This window comes from Clostridium tetanomorphum (genome assembly GCF_017873215.1).
GTDB lineage: Bacteria > Bacillota > Clostridia > Clostridiales > Clostridiaceae > Clostridium_AO > Clostridium_AO tetanomorphum.
In genome coordinates this window covers 94,492-115,719 of the sequence record NZ_JAGGKA010000005.1, presented here as the reverse complement: position 1 = coordinate 115,719, position 21,228 = coordinate 94,492, and the positions used below count along the sequence as shown (strand labels likewise).

At 29.8% G+C, this 21,228-nt stretch carries 20 protein-coding genes; 19 read left to right on the top strand and 1 reads right to left on the bottom strand.

Annotation, left to right across the window (positions count from 1 at the left end):
* Positions 1-130: 130 nt before the first annotated feature.
* On the top strand, positions 131-886 hold the full coding sequence (locus tag J2Z24_RS06445) for a DUF1444 family protein (protein WP_035149020.1): 756 nt from the start codon (positions 131-133) through the stop codon (positions 884-886).
* 10 nt (positions 887-896) lie between these two features.
* Here the strand turns inward: J2Z24_RS06445 and J2Z24_RS06440 are convergent, their stop codons facing one another.
* Positions 897-1,190 (bottom strand): hypothetical protein, encoded by a 294-nt coding sequence (locus tag J2Z24_RS06440; protein WP_035149022.1) that lies wholly within the window; start codon positions 1,188-1,190, stop codon positions 897-899.
* Between the two features lie 222 nt (positions 1,191-1,412).
* Between J2Z24_RS06440 and J2Z24_RS06435 the strand changes: the two genes are divergently transcribed.
* From J2Z24_RS06435 to J2Z24_RS06350, 18 genes are all read left to right on the top strand, one after another.
* Positions 1,413-1,622 (top strand): hypothetical protein, encoded by a 210-nt coding sequence (locus tag J2Z24_RS06435; protein WP_035149025.1) that lies wholly within the window; start codon positions 1,413-1,415, stop codon positions 1,620-1,622.
* A 114-nt stretch (positions 1,623-1,736) separates the two neighbouring features.
* A complete protein-coding gene (locus J2Z24_RS06430; RefSeq protein ID WP_035149027.1) occupies positions 1,737-2,015 on the top strand; it encodes a hypothetical protein in 279 nt (92 codons plus the stop codon).
* A gap of 6 nt (positions 2,016-2,021) precedes the next feature.
* Positions 2,022-2,870 (top strand): heteromeric transposase endonuclease subunit TnsA, encoded by an 849-nt coding sequence (locus tag J2Z24_RS06425; RefSeq protein ID WP_035149029.1) that lies wholly within the window; start codon positions 2,022-2,024, stop codon positions 2,868-2,870.
* Entirely contained in the window at positions 2,857-5,022 is a 2,166-nt protein-coding gene (locus J2Z24_RS06420) for a TnsB C-terminal domain-containing protein (RefSeq protein ID WP_035149031.1), read from the top strand. The genes J2Z24_RS06425 and J2Z24_RS06420 overlap by 14 nt, the downstream gene beginning before the upstream one ends.
* A 58-nt stretch (positions 5,023-5,080) precedes the next feature.
* Positions 5,081-6,676, top strand: a complete 1,596-nt coding sequence (locus J2Z24_RS06415) for an ATP-binding protein (protein WP_244983371.1) — start codon at positions 5,081-5,083, stop codon at positions 6,674-6,676.
* Entirely contained in the window at positions 6,673-8,577 is a 1,905-nt protein-coding gene (locus tag J2Z24_RS06410) for a TnsD family Tn7-like transposition protein (protein WP_035149035.1), read from the top strand. Before J2Z24_RS06415 ends, J2Z24_RS06410 begins: the two co-directional genes overlap by 4 nt.
* A gap of 231 nt (positions 8,578-8,808) precedes the next feature.
* Positions 8,809-9,891, top strand: coding sequence for an ABC-three component system protein (locus tag J2Z24_RS06405; protein WP_035149037.1), 1,083 nt, complete (start codon positions 8,809-8,811; stop codon positions 9,889-9,891).
* A complete protein-coding gene (locus tag J2Z24_RS06400) occupies positions 9,878-10,369 on the top strand; it encodes an ABC-three component system middle component 2 (protein ID WP_051593321.1) in 492 nt (163 codons plus the stop codon). Before J2Z24_RS06405 ends, J2Z24_RS06400 begins: the two co-directional genes overlap by 14 nt.
* Entirely contained in the window at positions 10,359-12,206 is a 1,848-nt protein-coding gene (locus J2Z24_RS06395) for an SMC family protein (RefSeq protein WP_035149039.1), read from the top strand. Before J2Z24_RS06400 ends, J2Z24_RS06395 begins: the two co-directional genes overlap by 11 nt.
* An 81-nt stretch (positions 12,207-12,287) precedes the next feature.
* Positions 12,288-13,919 carry a hypothetical protein gene (locus J2Z24_RS06390; protein WP_035149041.1) on the top strand — a complete coding sequence of 544 codons (1,632 nt, stop codon included), beginning with the start codon at positions 12,288-12,290 and terminating at the stop codon, positions 13,917-13,919.
* Positions 13,912-14,577, top strand: a complete 666-nt coding sequence (locus tag J2Z24_RS06385; RefSeq protein ID WP_035149043.1) for a hypothetical protein — start codon at positions 13,912-13,914, stop codon at positions 14,575-14,577. The genes J2Z24_RS06390 and J2Z24_RS06385 overlap by 8 nt, the downstream gene beginning before the upstream one ends.
* An 866-nt stretch (positions 14,578-15,443) precedes the next feature.
* Entirely contained in the window at positions 15,444-15,734 is a 291-nt protein-coding gene (locus tag J2Z24_RS21915; RefSeq protein WP_085059092.1) for a transporter associated domain-containing protein, read from the top strand.
* Positions 15,735-15,938: 204 nt separating this feature from the next.
* The gene (locus J2Z24_RS06375; protein WP_035148887.1) at positions 15,939-16,631 is read left to right on the top strand and encodes a DUF969 domain-containing protein; all 693 of its coding nucleotides are present in this window, start codon (positions 15,939-15,941) and stop codon (positions 16,629-16,631) included.
* A 17-nt stretch (positions 16,632-16,648) separates the two neighbouring features.
* Complete coding sequence (locus J2Z24_RS06370) at positions 16,649-17,605, top strand: DUF979 domain-containing protein (RefSeq protein WP_035148886.1); 957 nt, start codon at positions 16,649-16,651, stop codon at positions 17,603-17,605.
* A 49-nt stretch (positions 17,606-17,654) separates the two neighbouring features.
* Positions 17,655-18,296 (top strand): pyroglutamyl-peptidase I, encoded by a 642-nt coding sequence (gene pcp, locus J2Z24_RS06365; protein WP_035148884.1) that lies wholly within the window; start codon positions 17,655-17,657, stop codon positions 18,294-18,296.
* 11 nt (positions 18,297-18,307) lie between these two features.
* Complete coding sequence (locus tag J2Z24_RS06360) at positions 18,308-18,730, top strand: gamma-glutamylcyclotransferase family protein (RefSeq protein WP_035148882.1); 423 nt, start codon at positions 18,308-18,310, stop codon at positions 18,728-18,730.
* A 121-nt stretch (positions 18,731-18,851) separates the two neighbouring features.
* The gene (locus J2Z24_RS06355) at positions 18,852-19,535 is read left to right on the top strand and encodes a Crp/Fnr family transcriptional regulator (RefSeq protein WP_035148880.1); all 684 of its coding nucleotides are present in this window, start codon (positions 18,852-18,854) and stop codon (positions 19,533-19,535) included.
* A 213-nt stretch (positions 19,536-19,748) separates the two neighbouring features.
* Complete coding sequence (locus J2Z24_RS06350; RefSeq protein WP_035148878.1) at positions 19,749-20,987, top strand: transcription initiation factor TFIID subunit 7 family protein; 1,239 nt, start codon at positions 19,749-19,751, stop codon at positions 20,985-20,987.
* Positions 20,988-21,228: the final 241 nt, after the last annotated feature.

The following is a 21,228-nucleotide window of genomic DNA, read 5'->3' as shown; positions in this document are numbered from 1 at the left end:
GTTTTCATTTCTTATCTTATACAGATTTATCCGTATAGATTTCAAGTAAAAAAGTTGAAACAGATTACATTCTTCCTATATAAGTTACTGAAGTCAATATGGTATTTAGTAACTTAAGGAGGAATTTATAATGGTACTAGATTATGAAAAGTTCAAGGTTAAAATGGTAAATGAATTTATTAAGGAATACCCAGATAGTTATCTGGAAAATGAGGATTTAAAAGTAATAAGACTCAACTTGGAAGCGACTATTTCACTAGGTATTGCTTTTGAGGAATACACTCTTGCAAAGAATTTTAAGTTTATATGCGATATATTTAAGAAAGCCATACAAGAAGAATTTACTAAATACAAATTCAAAGTCGATTACAACAAAGTATATCCCTTAATAAAATCTAAAGATTTTGGGAAAGGAGAAGCAACAGAATTTGTTAGAGAACATCTATTTCTAAACCTAGATATTTTATTCGCAGTGGATTCAGGGGAAACTTTTAGATTTGTACTTGAAGAAGATGAATACAATATGAGCAAACTGAAGCAGAATGCAATGAATAATTTGGATTCTGTATTTGTCGGGTTAACAAGGTTGGATAAAGATTTTGATATATATTCTATTTCTTTTTTAACTGATTATTCTTCTTCCTTTATTTTGCTAGATCGAATGAAGAAACAAATTGAGAAAAAAGTAGGAACAAACCATTTATTAGCATTGCCTAGTTCGACTTCGTTACTTGTGGCAAGAAATAATCCAACACATATACAGTTACTCAAAACACTTATAGATGTTGACCCAGATCCCCACAAGGTATCGAAACATATTTATATATGTAGAAATGGAAGATATGAATATTGTAATAAAGATAATATTTTAAGAATAATAAAATAGCCCATGGGGGCTATTTATGACAAAATTGTTCCTGCTTAATAATACTGATTAATTGTATTATTGTGGGAACATTCTTTTTTATATTTCTATATTCTATAATATTCATAGCAGATATTATTTTAATATACCCTTCTAGTAAATCTATATGTTGTGTGCATAGAGTAGTAGTTGTAGGAAAGAAGAAATTATTAATAAGTTCACTAATGGCTTCTTCGGCTAAAGATTTGTCTTTAGTACCTAATGTAGAATTTATAGAGGATAAAAAATAATTAATTTCTAAGCGTATGATATTAAAGTTATTCATAAAAATCACCCCATTTAAAAAAGTTTAAAGCATTATATGGAACCTGCATGGAATTATCAAATTTTAAGATAAGAAATATAAGTTAGGTGAATAGGTTATCTTATGTGTTTGTTAAATTTTTACATATTCCAACAAAACCAGTGTTATCAATGGTATAATGTATATATAGCATAAGAAATTAATTCATTAAAATATAAGCAAAAGAACACTGGAGGGAAAAATATGAGAAGAACATTAAAACAAACTATATTTGCAATTTCACTTTCTAATACAGTAGCATTGGCTATTTTTTACTTAATGTATAAGTTTGGAGTTTCAATAGAGATTCCATTGGTACAGCAATATTTTATGATTCCACTAGCAATCCTAGTAGGATACTTGGTACAAGAGGATTACAAAGAACTAAGAAAAGTACAGCAAACAGTAATTTAGATACTACATACCTTTTATAATCTAATGTATTTAAGAACAATTTCCCCTACAGTTAAAAACTATAACTATAGGGGAAATTTTGTTTTTTAGTTAAGGGGGAATAGGAGGAAGTAAATGAGTGAGGAGTTATATGTAAATACAACGATTTTTGGCATTACATTATTTATACTTTGTGTAGTTGTACAAAATAAGTTTCCAGAACTGTTTGAGGAAGATGATAATAAAAAGCCAATGATTAATATAGAAGTGGATCTATCGAATTCACGGCAGAGTACATGGTTAATAATTGTAGTTACGCTGGTGCTTTTATTACCATTTTTAAATTGGACTATTTCACTATTATATGGTGTTTATATAATTTATACGGGATATACCCATAGAAATGCGAGGTGAGTAAGTATGGCAAAGAGGAAGTTGAAATGGAACGAAGATAAGCGTCAGGAGTTTATCAGTGAAGGAAGGGGCAACGGAATAGGGGCCAATTACAAGCCATGGCTAAATATCCAAGACTTCCCGAGTATGGGTAGAGTGTCGAGGATTTTTGGATGGAAAACTAAAAGGATACATCATTTATTTACAGATATTCAAACTAGATATTTCTATCTTTTAGAATGGGAAGATTCTGTTCTGGATATTCGGGAACATTTTCCTCTATTAGATATGGATGAAGTTATTAAGGAAAAAGATGATTTGGATTTTACACTTTTTACGGATAGAGAGAGTAAAACACCCTATGTAATATCTACTACTTTTTTAATTACAATAACTGATAGCAATGGAGTAAGGTATTTTGCTCGGAGTATTAAGGCTCAATCCGAATTAGAGAGAAATAAATCGTTACAGAAAATGGAGATAGAAAGACGGTACTGGGAAGCAAAGGGGATAGATTGGGGAATAGTTACACAAAAAGATATACCCATTGTAATGGCAAGGAATATCGAATGGGTTCATTCTTCACTTTTTGACTATAAAGAGAGAGGATTTTCGGATAAAGATATTCAGTTTATGAGTAATACCTTAATAGATATGATAGTTAGAAAAACCACAACAGTAAGAGAAATTATTTCGGACTTTGATAGAGTATATAATTATGGAGCCGGTACAGGTTTATATGTATTTAAGTATTTGGTTGCCACAAAACGGATTGAAGTTGATATGACAAAGGAGATTAATATTAATAATCTAGTCATTTCATATAAGGAGAAAGGAACTTCTAAAGAGGGGGGAGGCATAGTTGCTATTAGTTAATTCATTAATCAAATGGCAAAATATAGACTCTGAAGATTTAACAGAAAGGATATTATGGATAGATAAATCAGCGGATATTGTTTTTGTGATTAATATTAATGTAAATAGATTTCCTTTTCAGAGAAGCCTTCAAGAGATTGAAAGTGGAATAAAGGAAGGATTTATAACTTTACTTGAATCAGATGCATTTTGTAGAGTGATAGATGAGAGTGATATCCCAGACAAGCATAGGGAAATACGAGATAAGGCATGGAAGATAATTCACAATATCATAGATTTAGAGCCACAAGTATTTATTAGTAAAGAGAGAAGGAAATTAGTTTTAAATATTTGCGAGTTATATAGGGTTGATGAAAGCACTGCCTCTAACTATTTAAAGAAGTATTGGATAAGAGGAAAAGTAAAAAATGCTCTTTTGCCAGATTATTATCTATGTGGTGGAAAAGGCAGTGAAAAAGGGATTAGTGGTATAAAACGAGGGAGACCAAGGAAAAGTGCTGAAGTTATGGGTAATGGTGTAAATGTTGATGAAGATATAAAGAAGATATTTAGAATAGCAATCAACAAATTTTACTATACAACGGCTAAGAACTCTCTAAAGGCTGTCTATGAACTGATGCTAAAGGAGTTTTTTAGTATAGATACCAAGATTAAAAATGGTGTTGAAATGCCAATTTTAAAGCCGTTGAACGAAATTCCATCACTAAGACAGTTTAGATACTGGTTCCAAAAGGAAAGAGATATAAAAAAAGAGATTAAAAGTAGAAGAAGTTTAAAGAAATATGAGCAAAGCCACAGAGCAATTATAGGAAGTTCAACTACAGAGGCACTAGGGACAGGGAGTATTTTTCAGATAGATGCAACAATAGGAGATATTTATCTTGTATCTAGGTTTAATAGGAATTGGATTATTGGAAGGCCAGTAATTTATCAAATTATGGATGTGTTTTCCAGAATGATAGTGGGAGTCTACATTGGTCTTGAAGGACCTAGTTGGAATGGGGCAATGATGGCATTAGCCAATGCTGCAATGAATAAGGTGGAATTTTATAAGGAATATGGCATTGAAATATCAGAAGAAGAATTTCCATGCCACTATCTACCAGATAGTATATTGGCAGATAGAGGCGAATTAGAGAATTTTTCAGTTGAGAGCCTTGTAAATGGATTGCATATAAGAATTTCCAATACTGCACCCTATAGAAGCGAGATGAAAGCAATTATAGAATCTAGTTTTCACACTACACAGGCCAGAGTACGACCACTTCTCCCTGCAATGGTGGATCAGGACGCAAAAATGAGGGGTGATAGGGACAAAAAATTAGATTCATGTTTAAATTTGCATGAGTTCACGCAGGTTATTTTGAAATGTATTTTGTATCACAATAATCACCACTATCTTACCCATTATTCCAGAGAAGAAATGATGATAGAGGATGATATAGAGCCTATTCCAATTAAACTATGGAATTGGGGAATACAAAATAGGTCGGGGAAATTAAGGTCTGTACCAGAGGATATAGTAAAACTTAACTTAATGCCCACAGGAAGTGCAACGGTCACAGCACAAGGAATTAAATTTAAAAGCATGTATTATGGGTCGAAGCAAGTCTTAAAAGAAAGGTGGTTCGAGAAGGCTAGAAATTATGGCTCGTGGTCAGTTCCAGTATGCTTTGACATGAGGAACATGGATTATATCTATATTAAAGAACCAGATGGCAGGGGATTTGAAAAGTGTTATCTCTTAGATCATCAGAGTAAATATAAAGGTAAAAGTTTTGAGGAGATTGAGTATTTACTAGAATACGAGAAATTACAAGAGAAGAAGAATGAGGAGTTAGAATTACAGAGCAAGGTTGAATTAATAGCAGAAATAGAACATATCGTCAAAGAGGCTAAGAAAGAGGCAAATAAAGAAAAATCATCTATAGACAGTAATAATAAGAGAATGAAAAGAATTAAAATGAATAGAAAAATTGAAAAGTTAATGAATCGAGAACATGAGGCTTTTGAGTTGGATAAAGATGAAGAAATCGCAGAATCTGAACTCATACATTTAAATGCAGATATTCAAGAGAAGAAGGAAGATAATAATGAATTAGATCTTTTAAGAAGAAAACAAAAGGAGGCTCTAAAAAAGATTTATGAATAAGATAATACTTGCAAACGGAGGAGAGGTCGTAAAGGCTGACTATAAGGAACAGGTTATATTGGAATATGGAGGAAATCCTTTTATAGAGGCATTGCCTCCAATTTTTTCATCTGATGAAGTAGTTGAGGAAATTGCTATTTATCCTCCCTATAATGAAAAGGAACGACAATTGGATAAACAATATAGAGTACATATTGTCCAGAGATTATTTCAGTGTTTTCAGCCACTAATGATTCATTTAGATTTAGAAAGCAGGATTTCTAGGATTATAAGACAAGGATACTTAGCCCGTAATCCATTTGATCCAAAGTATATTAGTACATTTCAAGAAGGATATGATGCGATCCAAAATATGAACTATGATCTAAATAACAATGAGTTTTTCAGAAGCACCGGAGCAGGATTAACTATTGTTGGCATAAGTGGTATCGGAAAAACAACAGCAATTAATAGAATCATAACTATGTATCCACAAATTATTGTTCATTCTCGATATAAGGATGTAAAATTTAGTATGTATCAATTAACTTGGTTAAAAATTGATTGCCCTCATGATGGCTCTTTAAAAGGTTTATGTGTAGATTTCTTTCTTAAAATAGATGCTTTATTAGGAACAGATTATTATAAAAAGTTTGGACAGAGTAGATTATCAGTCAATACTATGGTTCCAGTGATGGCACAGGTTGCTAAGAATTCGGGACTCGGAATGCTTTTGATAGACGAGGTTCAAAACCTAAGTGGGGCAAAAAGTGGTGGAGCAGATAAAATGTTAAACTTCTTTGTTAAGTTAATTAATATGGGTATACCTACCGTACTTATCGGAACCCCAGCGGCTTTATCTGTATTACAATCACAGTTCAGACAGGCAAGGCGTGGTTCGGGTCAAGGAGATCTAGTGTGGGATAGATTAAAAAAGGATCAGAGTTGGGATTTGTTATTAAATGCCATATGGGATTATCAGTGGACAAGGAAAATAACTCCATTAAATAAAGAAATAAGTGATGTTTTATATGAAGAAAGTCAGGGGATTACAGATATTGCCGTTAAACTATATGCAATGAGTCAAATCCGTGCAATTATCTCTGAAAAAGAAGAAATGACCACTAACTTGATTAAACAAGTAGCAAGTGAGAACTTTAAGTTGGTCAAGCCTATGCTGGATGCATTGAGAACAGGAGATATAAAAAAGATTGCTAAATACGAAGATATTTCTACTGTTGACACGGATTTCTTGGGATTTTTAGAGAGAGAAAGAAGTAGCATAGATTTAGAAATGAAAGTAGAGGCATTAAAAAGAACACAAAGGAAAAAAGAGCAAGAAGTAAAAATGAGTAAGAAAGAAGAAGCACTTTTAAAATTACTCGACTTAAACATTAATCCAGATAAGGCACTAAAGGCTGTTGATAAAATATTAAAAGAAGAAGGTGACAACCTAAAGGTTAATGAAGTCATTGTAAAAGCGGTTCAACAGATATCTAATATTGAGAATAAAAAAAGGAAGCCTAGAAATACAGAAAAGATCAATGAGAAGGACATCCGTATTATTGTATCAGATGGAAGAAAGAATAACCTTGCAGCCTATGAATCATTAAAAGAAAAGGGAATAATTAAGGACTATGAGTCAGATTTTTTAAAGTTGGGTGATGCAGTATGATGGCATTTTTCCCTATCCCCCATGAAGATGAACTCCTGTATAGTATACTGGCTAGATATCGTGTTTATAGTGGAAATGTAAGTTTAAAGTCTACTTTAGATGATATATATGGTCATAGAAATGTTACTGCTGTAATGGACTTACCTTCTAACATAAATAGAATTATTGCAAATATGCCACTAGGCAACCAGTATGATGCAAATGAATTAATACAAAAGTATACACTATATCCTTTCTATGCTGCTTTTATTCCACCTAAAAGAGCAAATGAAATCAAAGATTATATGAAGGAGGATAAAGGTGGAAGCATATATAACAAAATTGGTCTAATGGCAAGTTCAATTAGATTAAATGAATACTTTAAATTCTGTCCTGAATGTGTAAAAGAAGATCAAGAAAGATTTGGGGAGTTATATTGGCACCGAATACATCAGATTTCTGGTGTATTTGTATGTCCTAAGCATAAGGTGTTATTACAAGATAGTAAAATACCAGTAAGGGGATTTAATAAACATGAGTATGTGGCAGCCACAGTAAATAATTGTAACAACAGCAGGGGGATAACAAATATAACTGATGATATGCACCAAAAATTAAATCTGATTGCACAAGATATAGAGGCTCTACTTAATACTGAACATGAGAATAAAGAAATAGAATGGTTTATAGATCAATATGCAAATATTCTTATGGAGAAAGGGTTAGCAAATATAAACAGAAAGATAAAGCAGAAGGAGTTATTAACAAGTTTTGTGAACTATTATGGGGATAAACTATTGATACTATTGCAATCTTATATAGATATACACAGTGATCAGAATTGGTTATCAGATTTAGTAAGACGAAAGAATAAAACAAGTCATCCCATAAGACATTTACTATTTATCAGATTTTTAGGTATTACAATAGATGATTTATTCAATAAAAAAATAGAGTATAAGCCCTTTGGAGATGGACCATGGCCTTGTTTAAATGTAGCATCCACCCATTATTTAAAAGATGCTATTGTTGATGTAAATATAAAACATAATGCTGATTCTAAAAAACCACTTGGTACTTTTAGATGTTCTTGTGGCTTTATCTATTCGAGAACTGGTCCTGATATAGAAAATGATGATAGATATAAGATTAGCAAAATAAAGGTTTATGGACCCATATGGGAAGAAAAATTAAAAGAACTAGCAGAAAAGAGACTAAGTTTGAGAGAGACTGCTCGGCAATTAAATGCAGATCCTGCAACCATAAAGAAATATGTTGATAAACTAGATATTAGAACTTACTGGGAGAATAGGACTGTTGAGAACATAAAAGATGATAAGGTGAGAGATATCACAATGATAGAAGAAAATAATTTGCAGTTAAAACAGAATGAATGGCTAAGCCTTAAAAAGAAATATCCTAGTAAAAGTAGAACTGAATTAAGAAAATTAAATCCCGCACTATATTCATGGCTATACAGAAACTGCAAGGAATGGATGGAAAAGAATTCACCAATAAAACAAGAACCATCAAGTGTTACTTCAAGGATTAATTGGCAAGAAAGAGACAATGAAATTCTATTAAGAGTAACGGAAGTAGTTGAAGAAATTATGAATTCTGAAGAAAAGCCAGAACGAATTACAATAAGCCTAATCGGGAGTAAATTAGGGATAAGATCTTTAATAGAAAAGCATCTTAGTAAACTATCAAGAACAAAAAAATGTTTAGAGGAAAACATTGAGAGTACAAAAGATTTTCAAATTAGAAGGATTGAATGGGCTATTAAAGAACTTAAATTACAAGGGAAAGAATTGAAACCTTGGAAGATTTACAGAATGGCAGGTATTAGAATAGAGCATTATGAAGAATTAAAAGAAGTCATGGATATATTAGTAAATAATGCTGAAAATGATTATTTATAAGAAAAAGTCAAGAAAAATTATACAAATAATTAGAATTATTTGGTATAGTAAGTAGGAGAAGGGGCAGAAATCTCTTTTTCCTACTTATTTCTATTTAGCAAGGGTTTTATTAAATCTTTACTAAGAAGTATGTTGCTTGTACATTAGTAATCATAAAGGAATATAAGAAATAAAGTCGAATTTCTACCTTAGATAGCAAATGTGAGATTTGTAAATTGGGGGATAAAAATTATGAAATTAGTTTCATTAGATAAGCCCAAAAAACCAGAGAATTCGGATATAGTCTTTGGGGTGTCTATTCCACCTATTAAGAGATTAAAAACATTTTCAGATGAAGAATTTGAAGAAATGGTTACTGAATGGGCATATGATTATTTGCAGCATAAATATGTATCAGTATATAGACATGGTGGAGCAGGAGATAAAGGTAGAGATGTTGTTGGGTTTTTGGATGAACAGGGAATGAAAATAGATATTTATCAGTGCAAACACTATGATAGCCCATTAGCCCCAAGTCAATATTGGATTGAATTTGGGAAACTATGCTATTATACCTATATTAAAGATTATGTGATACCACAGAATTATTATATTGTTGCAAGTCAGGGCGTAGGACAGAAATTGAAGGGATATATAGATAACCCTAAGAGTATAAATATTGATTTAGTAGAGAATTGGGATAAATATTGCAAAACCAATATTACTGATACGAAAGAGATTTCTTTAGACGAACCATTCATTACATACATCAAAAACTTCGATTTTTCTATTGTTAGATATATAGATCCAATTGTACTAATTGACCAATATAGTGAAACTAAATGGTATAAGTATAGATTTGGGGGAGGATTAAAGAAGCGACCAAAAGCAAAAAAGCCACCAGAAACGATTGAGGAAGATGAAAGGAAATTATTATACATTAAAGAGTTATTGAAGGCATACTCTGAATATACTAATGGTAAAATAGATAATTTAGAGAATTTAAAAAGTGCATCAATGCTTTATAATCATTTCGCAAGACAAAGAGAGGACTATTATTCAGCACAATCACTAAAACGATTTTCCAGAGATGAATTCGTTGATGAGCCATATGAAGATGCAAAGGATGAAGTATATCGTGGAGTAATAGATACTTCATTACAAAGATATGATAATGGATTTGTGAGATTAAATGATACCTTGAGTGAAGCAAGAAAAATACCTTTAGATATAGTTGAACTGGGACAGGTTCTTCCCAGTGATAAGTGTGGTATGTGTCATGAATTAGTTAATGAAGAAAAATTGAAATGGGTGAATTTAAATGAAGAATATTAAAATCTATAATACTGCCTACGAGATAGGAATTAGAATTTTAATATTATTAGGACAAAGTACGAAAGAATTAGATTTGCAAAGAATTATATTCTATGACTATCTTATGATTCACTATAATGATGTAAATGCTGCATATGAGAGTTTACATCCAGATAATCCATACCATGCAACGGAATTATTTGTAAGAAGAAAACTTGTTCAGGATGCTTTGAAACTAATAGTACAAAAGGGTTTAGTTGAAGTTAAACTTTCAAATAAAGGTATTCAATATAATATAACTTCACTGGGGACTAATTGTTTATCCTATTTTGAGAGTGAATATTTTACAAGGTTAAGTGAATATTCAAGATTGGTTATTGAAGAATTTAATAGTTACTCTGATGAAGAACTTAAAAGATATATAAATAATAATGTGGGGCAATGGGAAGATCAGTTTGAAAAAGAAGCCCTGTTTAGGGGGGATATCTTTGAGTTATAACTATGGCTTTTATATAACTGCATTAGTATTAAAGGGAAAAAATAAGGATGATGCTAAGATAATACTTAATCAGGGGTTAAATGTTATTTCTGGTGCATCAAATACAGGGAAAACATATATATTTGAGTGTATTAACTATATCTTTGGGTCAAGAGACAAGCCTAAAGCAATAGATGAGGCAAAAGGATATTCAGATGTTTTATTAGAAATACAAAGTTATCAAGGTAAAGAAGTAACATTAAAACGAAGTTTAATTGATAAAAAGATGTACTTGTATGATTGTGGCATTGATAGAGTGAATGAAATCGAACCTGAATCTATTAAACAGAAGCATGACAAAGATGATGCGGAGAATATTTCTTCAATTTTATTAGAGATGTGTGGTGCTGATTATAGAAATGTAATTAAAAATAAAACCAAAGGGTATACTGAAAGTTTTACATTTAGGGACTTTGTTCATTTGACTATGTTAAGTGAAAAACATATTATTTCTTCATTATCTCCAATTTATACAGATGGGAAAAGAGTTAAAAAGACAAGGGATGAATCCGTGTTCAAGACTGTGATGACTGGATTAGATGATTCAGTATGTGAGGACAATAAAGATAATGATAGCAATAAAGTCAAAGTTGAAGCAAAGATAGATTTGATTGATGGACTTATCATAAATATAAGAAGTCAAATTCAAGAGTTAGAAGATACAAAGATAAGTAATGGAGATATACAGGATAGTATTATTAACCTACAGGAAGAAATTAAAGAAAAAAGTAGTCAACTTGAGCAACTAGAAATTCAAAGAAAAGATTTATGGGAGAGTTTACAGAAGAACAAAAACGACAGGATTTTATCAGTACAATTGAAAAAAAGATTTGAATTGTTAAGGAAAAACTATGAGTCTGATTTACAGAGGTTAGATTTTATTGACGAAGCAGAATACTACTTGAATCAGTTAATTGATATAAGATGCCCAATATGTAATTCAAAATGGGATAATGAAATAATAGATCCAGAAATCAATAATGATGAACTCAAAACTGCATTAGAGGTAGAAAAGGGGAAAGTAGTAATTCAATTACAAGATTTATTATCAACTATTGATGATATAACAGTAAAAATCCCTAGCCTTGAAAAAGAGATAAATGACATAGAACAAAAGATTACTCTAGTTGATAATACCATGCAAAATGAACTTAACCCAATTATTTCAATAAATATATCAAACTTAGATCAGTTATTAGAATCAAGAGACCAACAACAGAAAAAAGAATATAGTATTGAGAGACTTAATGAGTTAGAGAAAACGAAGCAGCAGTTAATAGAAAGTCTAAATGAGACAATAACAAATAATCCAGTTGTTGGCAATATAAGCGATAGTATATATGAGAAGTTTGTAGATTTAATTGAAAATATTTTATGTGAGTGGAAATTTGAAGAAAGTATAAATATAGAGTTTGATAAGGATAGCATGGATATAGTTTTAAATGACAAGCCTAAATCAAGTTTTGGTAAAGGATATTGTGCAATACTTAATTCAGCATTTGTTCTAGCCGTAATGGAGTATTGTATAACAACAGGACTACCTCATCCTAGATTAGTAGTGTTAGACTCACCTTTAACTACATATAAAGAAAAGGATTCAGATAGCCAAGAGGATGACGCCATTATTGAAAAAGTTAAGTATTCATTCTATGATTATTTAAGTAGTTTCAATCAGGGATTACAGATAATCATTTTGGATAATGTAGTACCTTCAGATGATGTAGCAAAAAAAATAACACATCATCATTTCAGTAAGAACCCTTCAGTGGGAAGGTATGGATTTATTCCTTTAGTATAGTATTATGGATTTAGATCTTTTATATTGACTAAAGAGTAATAGATTTAATTTACAAATTTAAAAATAAGAAGGGATTTATTTATGGCAGATTTAGAGATGTTTGAAGATTATGAGTCAAAATATTTAAATATACAAAATGATGACTGGATACCTATCTATGAAGAAGAGGGTGCTAAGAATGAACTAGAAAGTGATATTTTTGGTTTTAGTGCTTTAATTGATAATGATGAAGAGTATATCAAAAAGTATTTAGGGGATTACGAATGGGGTTTTAGCCCTAACACTTTTGGTAAATCATATTTTGAAAAAGTATATAGCAATAATGAAGAGAATATTTATTTTGTTCAAGGTGACAAAAAAGAAAAAATTGAATATTTAGTAGCATACAGAACATTTAATAATAAGTATAGGAAAGTAGTTGAAATTAATCCTAAATTGATTTGGTATTATAATCTGGTTAGAGATGGAGAAAATTATGTAGATCCGATTACAGATGATATAAAAATCAAAGTTCAAAACAATAAAATATTAGTTTTACAAACATATTTGAAGGATTTTTTAAGTGCCTATAATCAATGTTGCATTGTTTGTTTTGATCATAGGAGGTTTTTTGAAACAGATTCACAATTAAAACATGAAACAAAATCTATTGTACAGGATAATGCTAACTTTATTATTGTAAGAAACAAGTATGATTATCATCAATACAATGGAATGAGTTCAATTTTAGGTAAAGTAATTATAAAAGGATATAACAAACCTAAGCATAGAGATTATTTAGATTTCACTCAAATCAAAAAGTATCAAGATTATATTATTGAAATTGATGATGAAACTGGAGATGAATTAGAATATACATGTGAGGAAGATAAATTAGCAAATTATTTTGGAGCAAATCCACATGCACCTCATTTTCTTACTCCTATTTACTTTGAAAGGAAAGTTTTAGATAAGTATACTAATGACCCGTCTAACTATAAAATTGGTGATGGAATTTTAGTTTTTTTGGATGAATGGTCGATTCCGTTTACTATTAATAAGGATAATAAAGTAGTCGCTTGGCTAGGTGATTTAGGGAGAATACCATACAATGAACAGAAGCACTGGAGACTTTATAATGTGAAACCTCAAGGTGGAGTAGAAAAGAAATTCTTTCAGAGACAGATGATGGCGGAATTTACAGATAGTATAACTCCTGAAAAAAAGTTATTTGAACTAATAAATGAATTAAATGAGGTATTCATTAATAAATATAACGATAAAATCTTTAATGAATTAAGCGAAGCAGATTTGCAAATTAAAAGTGCATTTTCAATACCTACAAATAACTCAACTACAATGTATCAAACTTATTTAATGCATTTATGCAAGATTACAGTAGAGAGTATAAATACAAGATTAATTCAGCAAATTATTCCTCGAGATAAATTACTTGATGAAGATAATAACCTTCTTAAAAGTAGAATGCAACTAAAAGTATTTCTTACTGAATTAAATGTTAGTCAAGCAGAAAAATTAGATGAAATATTAAAAATCATTTATAATTCAAGGAATAAATTAGCAGGGCATAAGGGAGCTATTCAAGAATATAACAAAGTTTGGAAAAGAGATAAAAACTATAAGCCTAACTTTATATCGGATAGTAAAATTATGCTATCCACTCTTAATAATACCTTAAATAGTATCGTTGAGGAACTTTTTAAATATGAGTAGTCAAATAGGAGTAATAAACGGTTCACTACTTGAAAAAGATATTCTTAATCCTTATGCATATAGAAGTTATAGAAGTATTATTAGAAAAGTTAATAATATTACAGGACATATAACAATTATTAATGAAATGTATAAAAAAATAATTGAATCTTTACCAACCATAGAGCCAGATGATGAAAATAGGCTAATATGTAGTTTGCAAGATTGTTGTGAAAATATTTATTCTTGCATGGATTATCTTTCACAGGTACTAAGACAGGTGTACAAGGATATATATAGAGGGGTTGAACTTCCAGATGGTTTTAATGATATTTTAAAGGATGTCGATAAATATGAAGAAAATCCTGATGAAAAAAAACGCCCAATGTACAAAAATAAGATTTTAAGAAGTTATATTTTAAAATCGAGATATTGGTATCAATTAGTGCATGATATAAGAACTGAAGAAACCCACTATGGGATGGGAGATTTAGAAATCGAAAATGATAAGGTTATGTATCATAATCTTAAACGAAGCAATAGAAACGGTGGAAAAGGCAAAGAAAAGGGTGAGAAAGAAGAAAAAGAAATTAGATTCCATATATCTGAAATCAATGGTATTTATGCAGAATTTTGTAATTATATTAATGAACTAGATAAGTTGATTTTAACTATATGAAGCAAAAATATATATAGCAAGAATTATTATGCTATCATCAATAAATAATTAAAAGCATTAAATATAAATAACTCTTTTTTCTTATTACTTATTGCTTAGAACTATCTATGTACACTCCAAAAAAAGTTAACCTAATGACAATAAAGTCCACCTAGAACAAAAAAAGTAGACCTAAAAATCATGGATAGATATCAGTTTTTCACGCTGAATCATCCATGATTTTTTTATTGTGCAGCAAAGAAAATGAAAAAATATTGAGAAGAAAATATTGAAAAGAGTATTGATAAAACCATTGGAAACAAAGGAGTTGAGCCATGTATTGATTTCCTTTATTGATTGATTTTATTGAAATGCAGAACAGAAAAAGCCCCAATCTTAACCCTTAATTCTTGATCCTTAACGCTATCTTTTCGGTCAACTTTATTGTAATATTTAGAGCCAACATTCAACGAAAAAGGCTCAAGAAAGAGCCTGTTTTTCGGTGAACTTTATTGTAATTTTGAAATTGAAAAATGGATAAAAAAAGGGCTGAAATACTGATGGGAAAAGGGTTTGAGAGTAGTGGAGGTTTTAGGTGGAGTTTATTTGTATTATACAATTCCAAAATAATAAAGTTGATTCCCAATCCTCATAGTTGGTTTCCACCAAAAACTTGTTCAAATACAAGAAAAGTCATTCAAAAAAGAGAAAAATAAGGAGGAATAAATGAAAATATGCAACGACAATTCGTCTGAATACTAATAAATGCACAACCTTATATTCGTGATTATATCATTATTCTTATACTATGTTCTAAGACCGATAATAAGAAAATTCAATAATACAAAAATAAATAAAAGCGTAATAATAATTTTAACTATGCTAATATTCATTTCAATTTTAGTTACATTTATAGTTTTTGGCGGGGTAGCGGTAATTTTAATAGTAATTATAAGGGTAATACTATTTGGTATTCTAGGTGCTTTTGTTGGAATTCCTGTATTTGTTGTTTTAAGCATAATAGTAAAAAAAATATATATATATGGTATGCTTTCAATGAACATTTTCATGTAAATATTGAAAGTGATGACTATGATACAATAGGTGGATTTATAATAAACCTTCTTGGCGTATACAAAGAAGTGCCGAAGAACAAGATCTTCAATATGAAAACTTAGTATTTAAGATAGAAGAATTAAAGGAGAAACGAATTGAAAAAATAATATTGTTAATTTTTTTAAAAATAGAGTTTATTTAACATGCAAAACAAAAAATATTTATAATATTGAAAAAAAACATCTGTTTTTGTAGCGTAGAACACAAAAAAAATTCTTGTATTTTGGTATCATATTATAAAAAAATATAAAGGGAGGCGTGGTAAAGTGATAAAGTTAATTGGTATTTTAATTATTTTAATAGGGTTTATTATTAAGCTAGATACTATTGCAGTTGTTGTTTTGGCGGGAATTGCAACGGGGCTTGTATCTGGAATGTCATTTAATGATGTTATGACAACACTTGGAAAAGCATTTGTAGAAAATAGATATATGTCAATATTTATTATTTCTCTACCTGTTATAGGACTTCTAGAGAGATATGGTCTTCGTGAAAGAGCTGCTTATTTGATTAGTAAGCTTAAGTCTGCAACGGTAGGAAGATTGACATCATTATATTTAGTAATAAGAACAGTTGCAGCAATGTTTGGTATAAGAATAGGAGGACATGTTCAGTTTATAAGACCACTTATATTACCAATGGCCATGGGTGCCGGAAAAAATAGATATGGAAAAATGGACAAAGAAGATGTTGAAACAGTAAAAGGACTTGAAGGAGCTGTTGAGAATTATGGTAATTTCTTTGGTCAGAATTTCTTTGTTGCATCTGGTGGAGTTCTTTTAATCGTTGGTGTTATGAAGGAACAAGGCTATATAGTTGAAGCAGTTGATATTGCTAAAGCTTCATTGCCTATTGCATTAATTATAATGGTTATAGGATCTATACAATTCTTATACTATGATAAGAAATTTGATAAAAAATATAAATCACAATTAAAATCTCAAGATGATAAACAATAGGTTAGGAGGGTGAAGTTATGTTAAAAGATTCATTAACAGAAATAATGTATGTTTTAATTGGTATGGTTTGCTTTTTTTCAGTATATATAACTATAAAGGATAAGAACCACCCTTCAAAGCTTCCTACTGCACTGTTTTGGGGTATTTTAGGATTTACCTTTACATTTAGTAGGATTGGACTTATATGGGGTAATAAAAATATATTTATAGATGATACAGTAATAGGATACCTTGTTTTAATAATGGCTATATTTTCAGCACTTAAGCTTGTAAAGTACAATACTTTTAGTGAATCATCTAAGGAATTTAAAGAAAAAATGGCTAGTTCAATAGGAAATAGCATATTTATACCTGCATTAGCACTTGCAATAGTTGCTTTTATTGTAGCACAATTTTGGACAAAGCAGATTGGTTCACTAGTAGCTTTAGGAATTTCAGTTGTAGTAGCCTTAATACTTGCTCTTGTAATTACTAAAGGAAAAAGTAGTGAAATGGCTGAAGATGGTAGAAGACTTCTTGAAATCGTAGGTCCTGTAAGTATTCTTCCACAGCTTCTTGCAGCACTTGGGTCTGTTTTTGCAGTAGCTGGAGTTGGAGATGTAATCGCTAATGGAATAAAGACAGTTATTCCACAGGGAAATATACTTCTTGGAGTTATTGCATATTGTGTAGGAATGGCAGTATTTACTATGATTATGGGTAATGGATTTGCAGCATTTGCAGTTATCACTGCAGGTATTGGAGTACCATTTGTATTTGCTCAAGGTGCAAATCCAGCTATAGCTTCAGCTCTTGCACTTACTGCAGGATTTTGTGGAACGCTGTTAACTCCTATGGCTGCAAATTTCAATATAGTTCCAACAGCTATACTTGAAATAGAAGATAGAAAGAATGGACTTATTAAGTATCAAGCTCCAGTGGCAATAGTATTACTTATTATTCATATTGTCTTAATGTATTTTTGGGCTTTTTAAAACTAAAGGAATTTAATTTTTTTTAGTTGTATTTTTGGAGGTGAATTAAATGAGAGTATTAATAACAGGATTTGATCCCTTTGGAGGAGAAAAAGTAAATCCATCCTTTGAAGCGGTTAAAAAGGTTGATGATAAAATATCAGGTGCCGAAATTATAAAAGTGCAAATACCAACAGTATTTAGAAAATCAATTGAAGAAGTTGAAAAATTAATTACTATTCATAAACCTGATATAGTTATTTGTGTTGGGCAAGCAGGTGGGAGATTTGATATAACAGTTGAAAGAGTTGCTATAAATGTTGATGATGCTCGTATTGCAGATAATGAAGGAAACCAACCTGTTGATACAAAAATTTTTGAAGATGGAGAAAGTGCTTATTTTTCAAATCTGCCTGTAAAGGCAATGGTATCAGAACTGAAGAATAACAACATTCCAGCATCTTTGTCTAATACAGCAGGAACTTTTGTTTGTAATCACATAATGTATGGATTACTTTATTTAATAAATAAAAAACATCCAAATATAAAAGGTGGATTTATTCATGTTCCTTATATTGCAGAACAAGTTATAACAAAACCTAATACACCATTTATGGATCTTGATAAAGTTGCGAAAGGATTAACTTTTGCAATAAAAGCAGCGGTAGAGAACAAAGAAGATCTAAACATTACATTGGGCAGAATATGCTAGGTGGTGATTATATGACAAAAAAAGTTTTTGTTTATGGAAGCTTAATGGAGAATTTTTTTAACTATGATAAATATCTTGTAGGGAAGGTGTTAAAAAGACAACCTGCAAGGGTAAAGGGTAAACTTTATCATTTAGTTAATAAAGGTTATCCAGCTATGATAAAAGGAAGCGATTTTGTATATGGGGAATTAATTGAAGTTGCAGATTGGGAAAATAACGTTAAAGATTTAGATGACTTAGAAAATTACTATGGAGAAGGAAATCCTAGTAATGAGTATAACAGAGTAACAATTGAAGTAGAAATTTTAGAGAATAATTCTAAGGAAATTGCTTTCACATATATGTATAATTGTAAAGAAGAACAGGAATTAAAAAATGAATTGTATCTTTCTGATGGAAGCTGGAGAGCATATAAAGAAGAGGAAGATAAGTAATTTAGGCTGAACCTAAAGTATTTTAGGTTCAGTTTTTTCGTATAAACTAGAATTAAATAATTTTATTTGGTAATATTGTTATTAATAAATTATTATTTAGAATTATTAGTGAGGGGATATTATGTACGAGAGTTTTTTTGATAACAACAGACAATCAGTTATGAGAAATTACTTCTTAAATGAACTTAGCAAAATAGGTAAAATTCAAAAATATAATAAAAATGAAATAATAGATATGGACATAGAAAACAATGTTGGAATAGTTGTAGAAGGAGTAATAAGCCAGAGTATAATTAGCTTAAAGGGTAATGAAAAACTACTGTACTTAATAAGACCCGGCGAAATTTTAGGGGAAATGACATATTTTTCTGGAGGAACAGATTATATAGTTACAATAGCTAAAGAAAATTCACAGGTATCTATAATCAATAGAGAGATTTTAGAAATAGAATTAAGTAAGAATCCAAAGGTTTATAGACACTTTATTCACAGTATAACAAGAAAATTTAGAATAGTAATGCTTCAGCTTACAAACAATATATTTAATGACTCAACAGGAAAAATTGCAGATGCCTTACTTAGATTGTCAGCTTGTGCAGAGCCCGATTCAAAAGGAAGAACAAGTGTAAATATGATATATACTCATCAGGAGCTAGCTAATAATATTGGATGTTCTAGAATAACAGTTACTAGATGTTTAAATAAGTTTCAAGATGAGGGAATTATAAGTTATGAAAATAAAAATATTATAATTAATAAACCAGATAGTTTAAAAGAATATATTAATACAGTTGTAGAAGAATAGATTTTGTTTAATATAAAGAGAAAATTATATATTAAAGTAGAATTTATCCACATTGTTTATAATAAATAAAAACAATGTGGATTTTTTATATCCAATTTTATGAATAATTCATAGAAAAATTATCATGTAAAGGTATAAATATTTAGTAGAAAAATGCGATTATTTTATTAAATATTTAATTTTACAAAAAAATAAAATAAAAGAGGTGTTAAAATGAAAAAAAGAACAAGATTAATGACAACTATTGCTGTTTTTTCACTAATTTTTTCTTCTTCACAGGTGTTAGCAGCAAAGCCATTAGAAAAGTATAATAAATCGGAAACCGTTATTAAAAGCAAAGAAAAGAAGGATAGCAATAAGATTAAAAACAGAGACAATGACAAGATTAAAAAGGATAATAAGAGCAAAAAAAATGAGAAGCAGAAAAATAATTTAAAGCATATTGAAACACTAAATAAGAGATTGAATGATATTGAAAATTCTTTAAACAAAGTTAATAAGGAAATAGACAAATATTTTAATATAGAAGTTCAGCAAGATACTAGTGAAAATAATGATAGTAACGTAGGAGTTGATAGCTCTACTACTGACACTGCTGTAAATTTGGAACAGAAAGATGATGTTAGTGAGAAAAGCAAACCAAATGAAGGTCTTACTTCTATTAATGAAAATGTACAAATAACAGAAGATGGACATGAAGTAGAAAGTGAACAAGTAATAGAAAATGAGCAGCCAGTAGAAGGACAACAAATAGTAGAAGGTGAGCAGGCAACAGAAGGTGAACAAGTAACAGAAGATGAGCAAGCGATAGAAGATGAAAAAACAGAGCAAGATGAAGTAGAAAATGAACAACAGGCACAAGATATAGAAGAAGCAGAAGATGAAGAATTGGATGAAAATTTAGATAAAGAATTTAATGATGAATACAAAAGGGAAGATAATGGAAGATATAATAGTTTTTATGGCAAATTAAATTCATTACTAAATAAATTAGATACTGTAAGAAAACAAATGGAAAAACTTGATAAAGATAGTAGTGAATCAGCAAATATTAATGAAAGATATTCTAAATTAGTTAATGATGTTACAGTATCTATTAATAGGGTGAAGGAATTGCAACAGAATCAAGTTTCAGAAATAAAGAATAAATATACTAATAAGAAACTTGAAGAAAAAAAGATAAATGAGACTAAAAAAGATTGGGAAATAAAATTAACTAAGGGTGTAAAAGATGATGAAAATAATCTTAAAAATATTACTATATTGGATTCTAAAGGAAATATCTTAGACACTGTTATTAAGTATGATGCGTTAAGTAAAAAGATAACAATTAGTACTGAACATGGATTTATTAAAGGAGAATCATATACTATTTTAATAGGTGGAGATCTAGAATCTAGTTCTGGTGAAAAACTAGGGAAAAATGTACAGAAGAACTTCGCAGTAGAATAACCTATAAAGGAGCGTCTTACAATGCATAAAAATGCAATATGAGAAATCCCATCTCTGTCTTATAGCTAAATTTTATTTAAAAACTTAATTATTTATAATATATGGGGCTATTTTAAAATATTTTTGTATAATAATTTATTTTGAGATAGCCTCTTTATTTTTTAATATTGAAAAACGACATTTATGTCGTTATAATAATATATAATGTTAATAAAAAATTTTAGCTGAATGTATTTTAAGA

Bases quoted from the DNA above. Each gene is read 5' to 3' on its own strand.
- J2Z24_RS06445 (WP_035149020.1), top strand. From the start codon at position 131: ATGGTACTAGATTATGAAAAGTTCAAGGTTAAAATGGTAAATGAATTT.
- J2Z24_RS06440 (WP_035149022.1), bottom strand. From the start codon at position 1,190: ATGAATAACTTTAATATCATACGCTTAGAAATTAATTATTTTTTATCC.
- J2Z24_RS06435 (WP_035149025.1), top strand. From the start codon at position 1,413: ATGAGAAGAACATTAAAACAAACTATATTTGCAATTTCACTTTCTAAT.
- J2Z24_RS06430 (WP_035149027.1), top strand. From the start codon at position 1,737: ATGAGTGAGGAGTTATATGTAAATACAACGATTTTTGGCATTACATTA.
- J2Z24_RS06425 (WP_035149029.1), top strand. From the start codon at position 2,022: ATGGCAAAGAGGAAGTTGAAATGGAACGAAGATAAGCGTCAGGAGTTT.
- J2Z24_RS06410 (WP_035149035.1), top strand. From the start codon at position 6,673: ATGATGGCATTTTTCCCTATCCCCCATGAAGATGAACTCCTGTATAGT.
- J2Z24_RS06405 (WP_035149037.1), top strand. From the start codon at position 8,809: ATGAAATTAGTTTCATTAGATAAGCCCAAAAAACCAGAGAATTCGGAT.
- J2Z24_RS06400 (WP_051593321.1), top strand. From the start codon at position 9,878: ATGAAGAATATTAAAATCTATAATACTGCCTACGAGATAGGAATTAGA.
- J2Z24_RS06390 (WP_035149041.1), top strand. From the start codon at position 12,288: ATGGCAGATTTAGAGATGTTTGAAGATTATGAGTCAAAATATTTAAAT.
- J2Z24_RS06385 (WP_035149043.1), top strand. From the start codon at position 13,912: ATGAGTAGTCAAATAGGAGTAATAAACGGTTCACTACTTGAAAAAGAT.
- J2Z24_RS06370 (WP_035148886.1), top strand. From the start codon at position 16,649: ATGTTAAAAGATTCATTAACAGAAATAATGTATGTTTTAATTGGTATG.
- pcp (WP_035148884.1), top strand. From the start codon at position 17,655: ATGAGAGTATTAATAACAGGATTTGATCCCTTTGGAGGAGAAAAAGTA.
- J2Z24_RS06360 (WP_035148882.1), top strand. From the start codon at position 18,308: ATGACAAAAAAAGTTTTTGTTTATGGAAGCTTAATGGAGAATTTTTTT.
- J2Z24_RS06355 (WP_035148880.1), top strand. From the start codon at position 18,852: ATGTACGAGAGTTTTTTTGATAACAACAGACAATCAGTTATGAGAAAT.
- J2Z24_RS06350 (WP_035148878.1), top strand. From the start codon at position 19,749: ATGAAAAAAAGAACAAGATTAATGACAACTATTGCTGTTTTTTCACTA.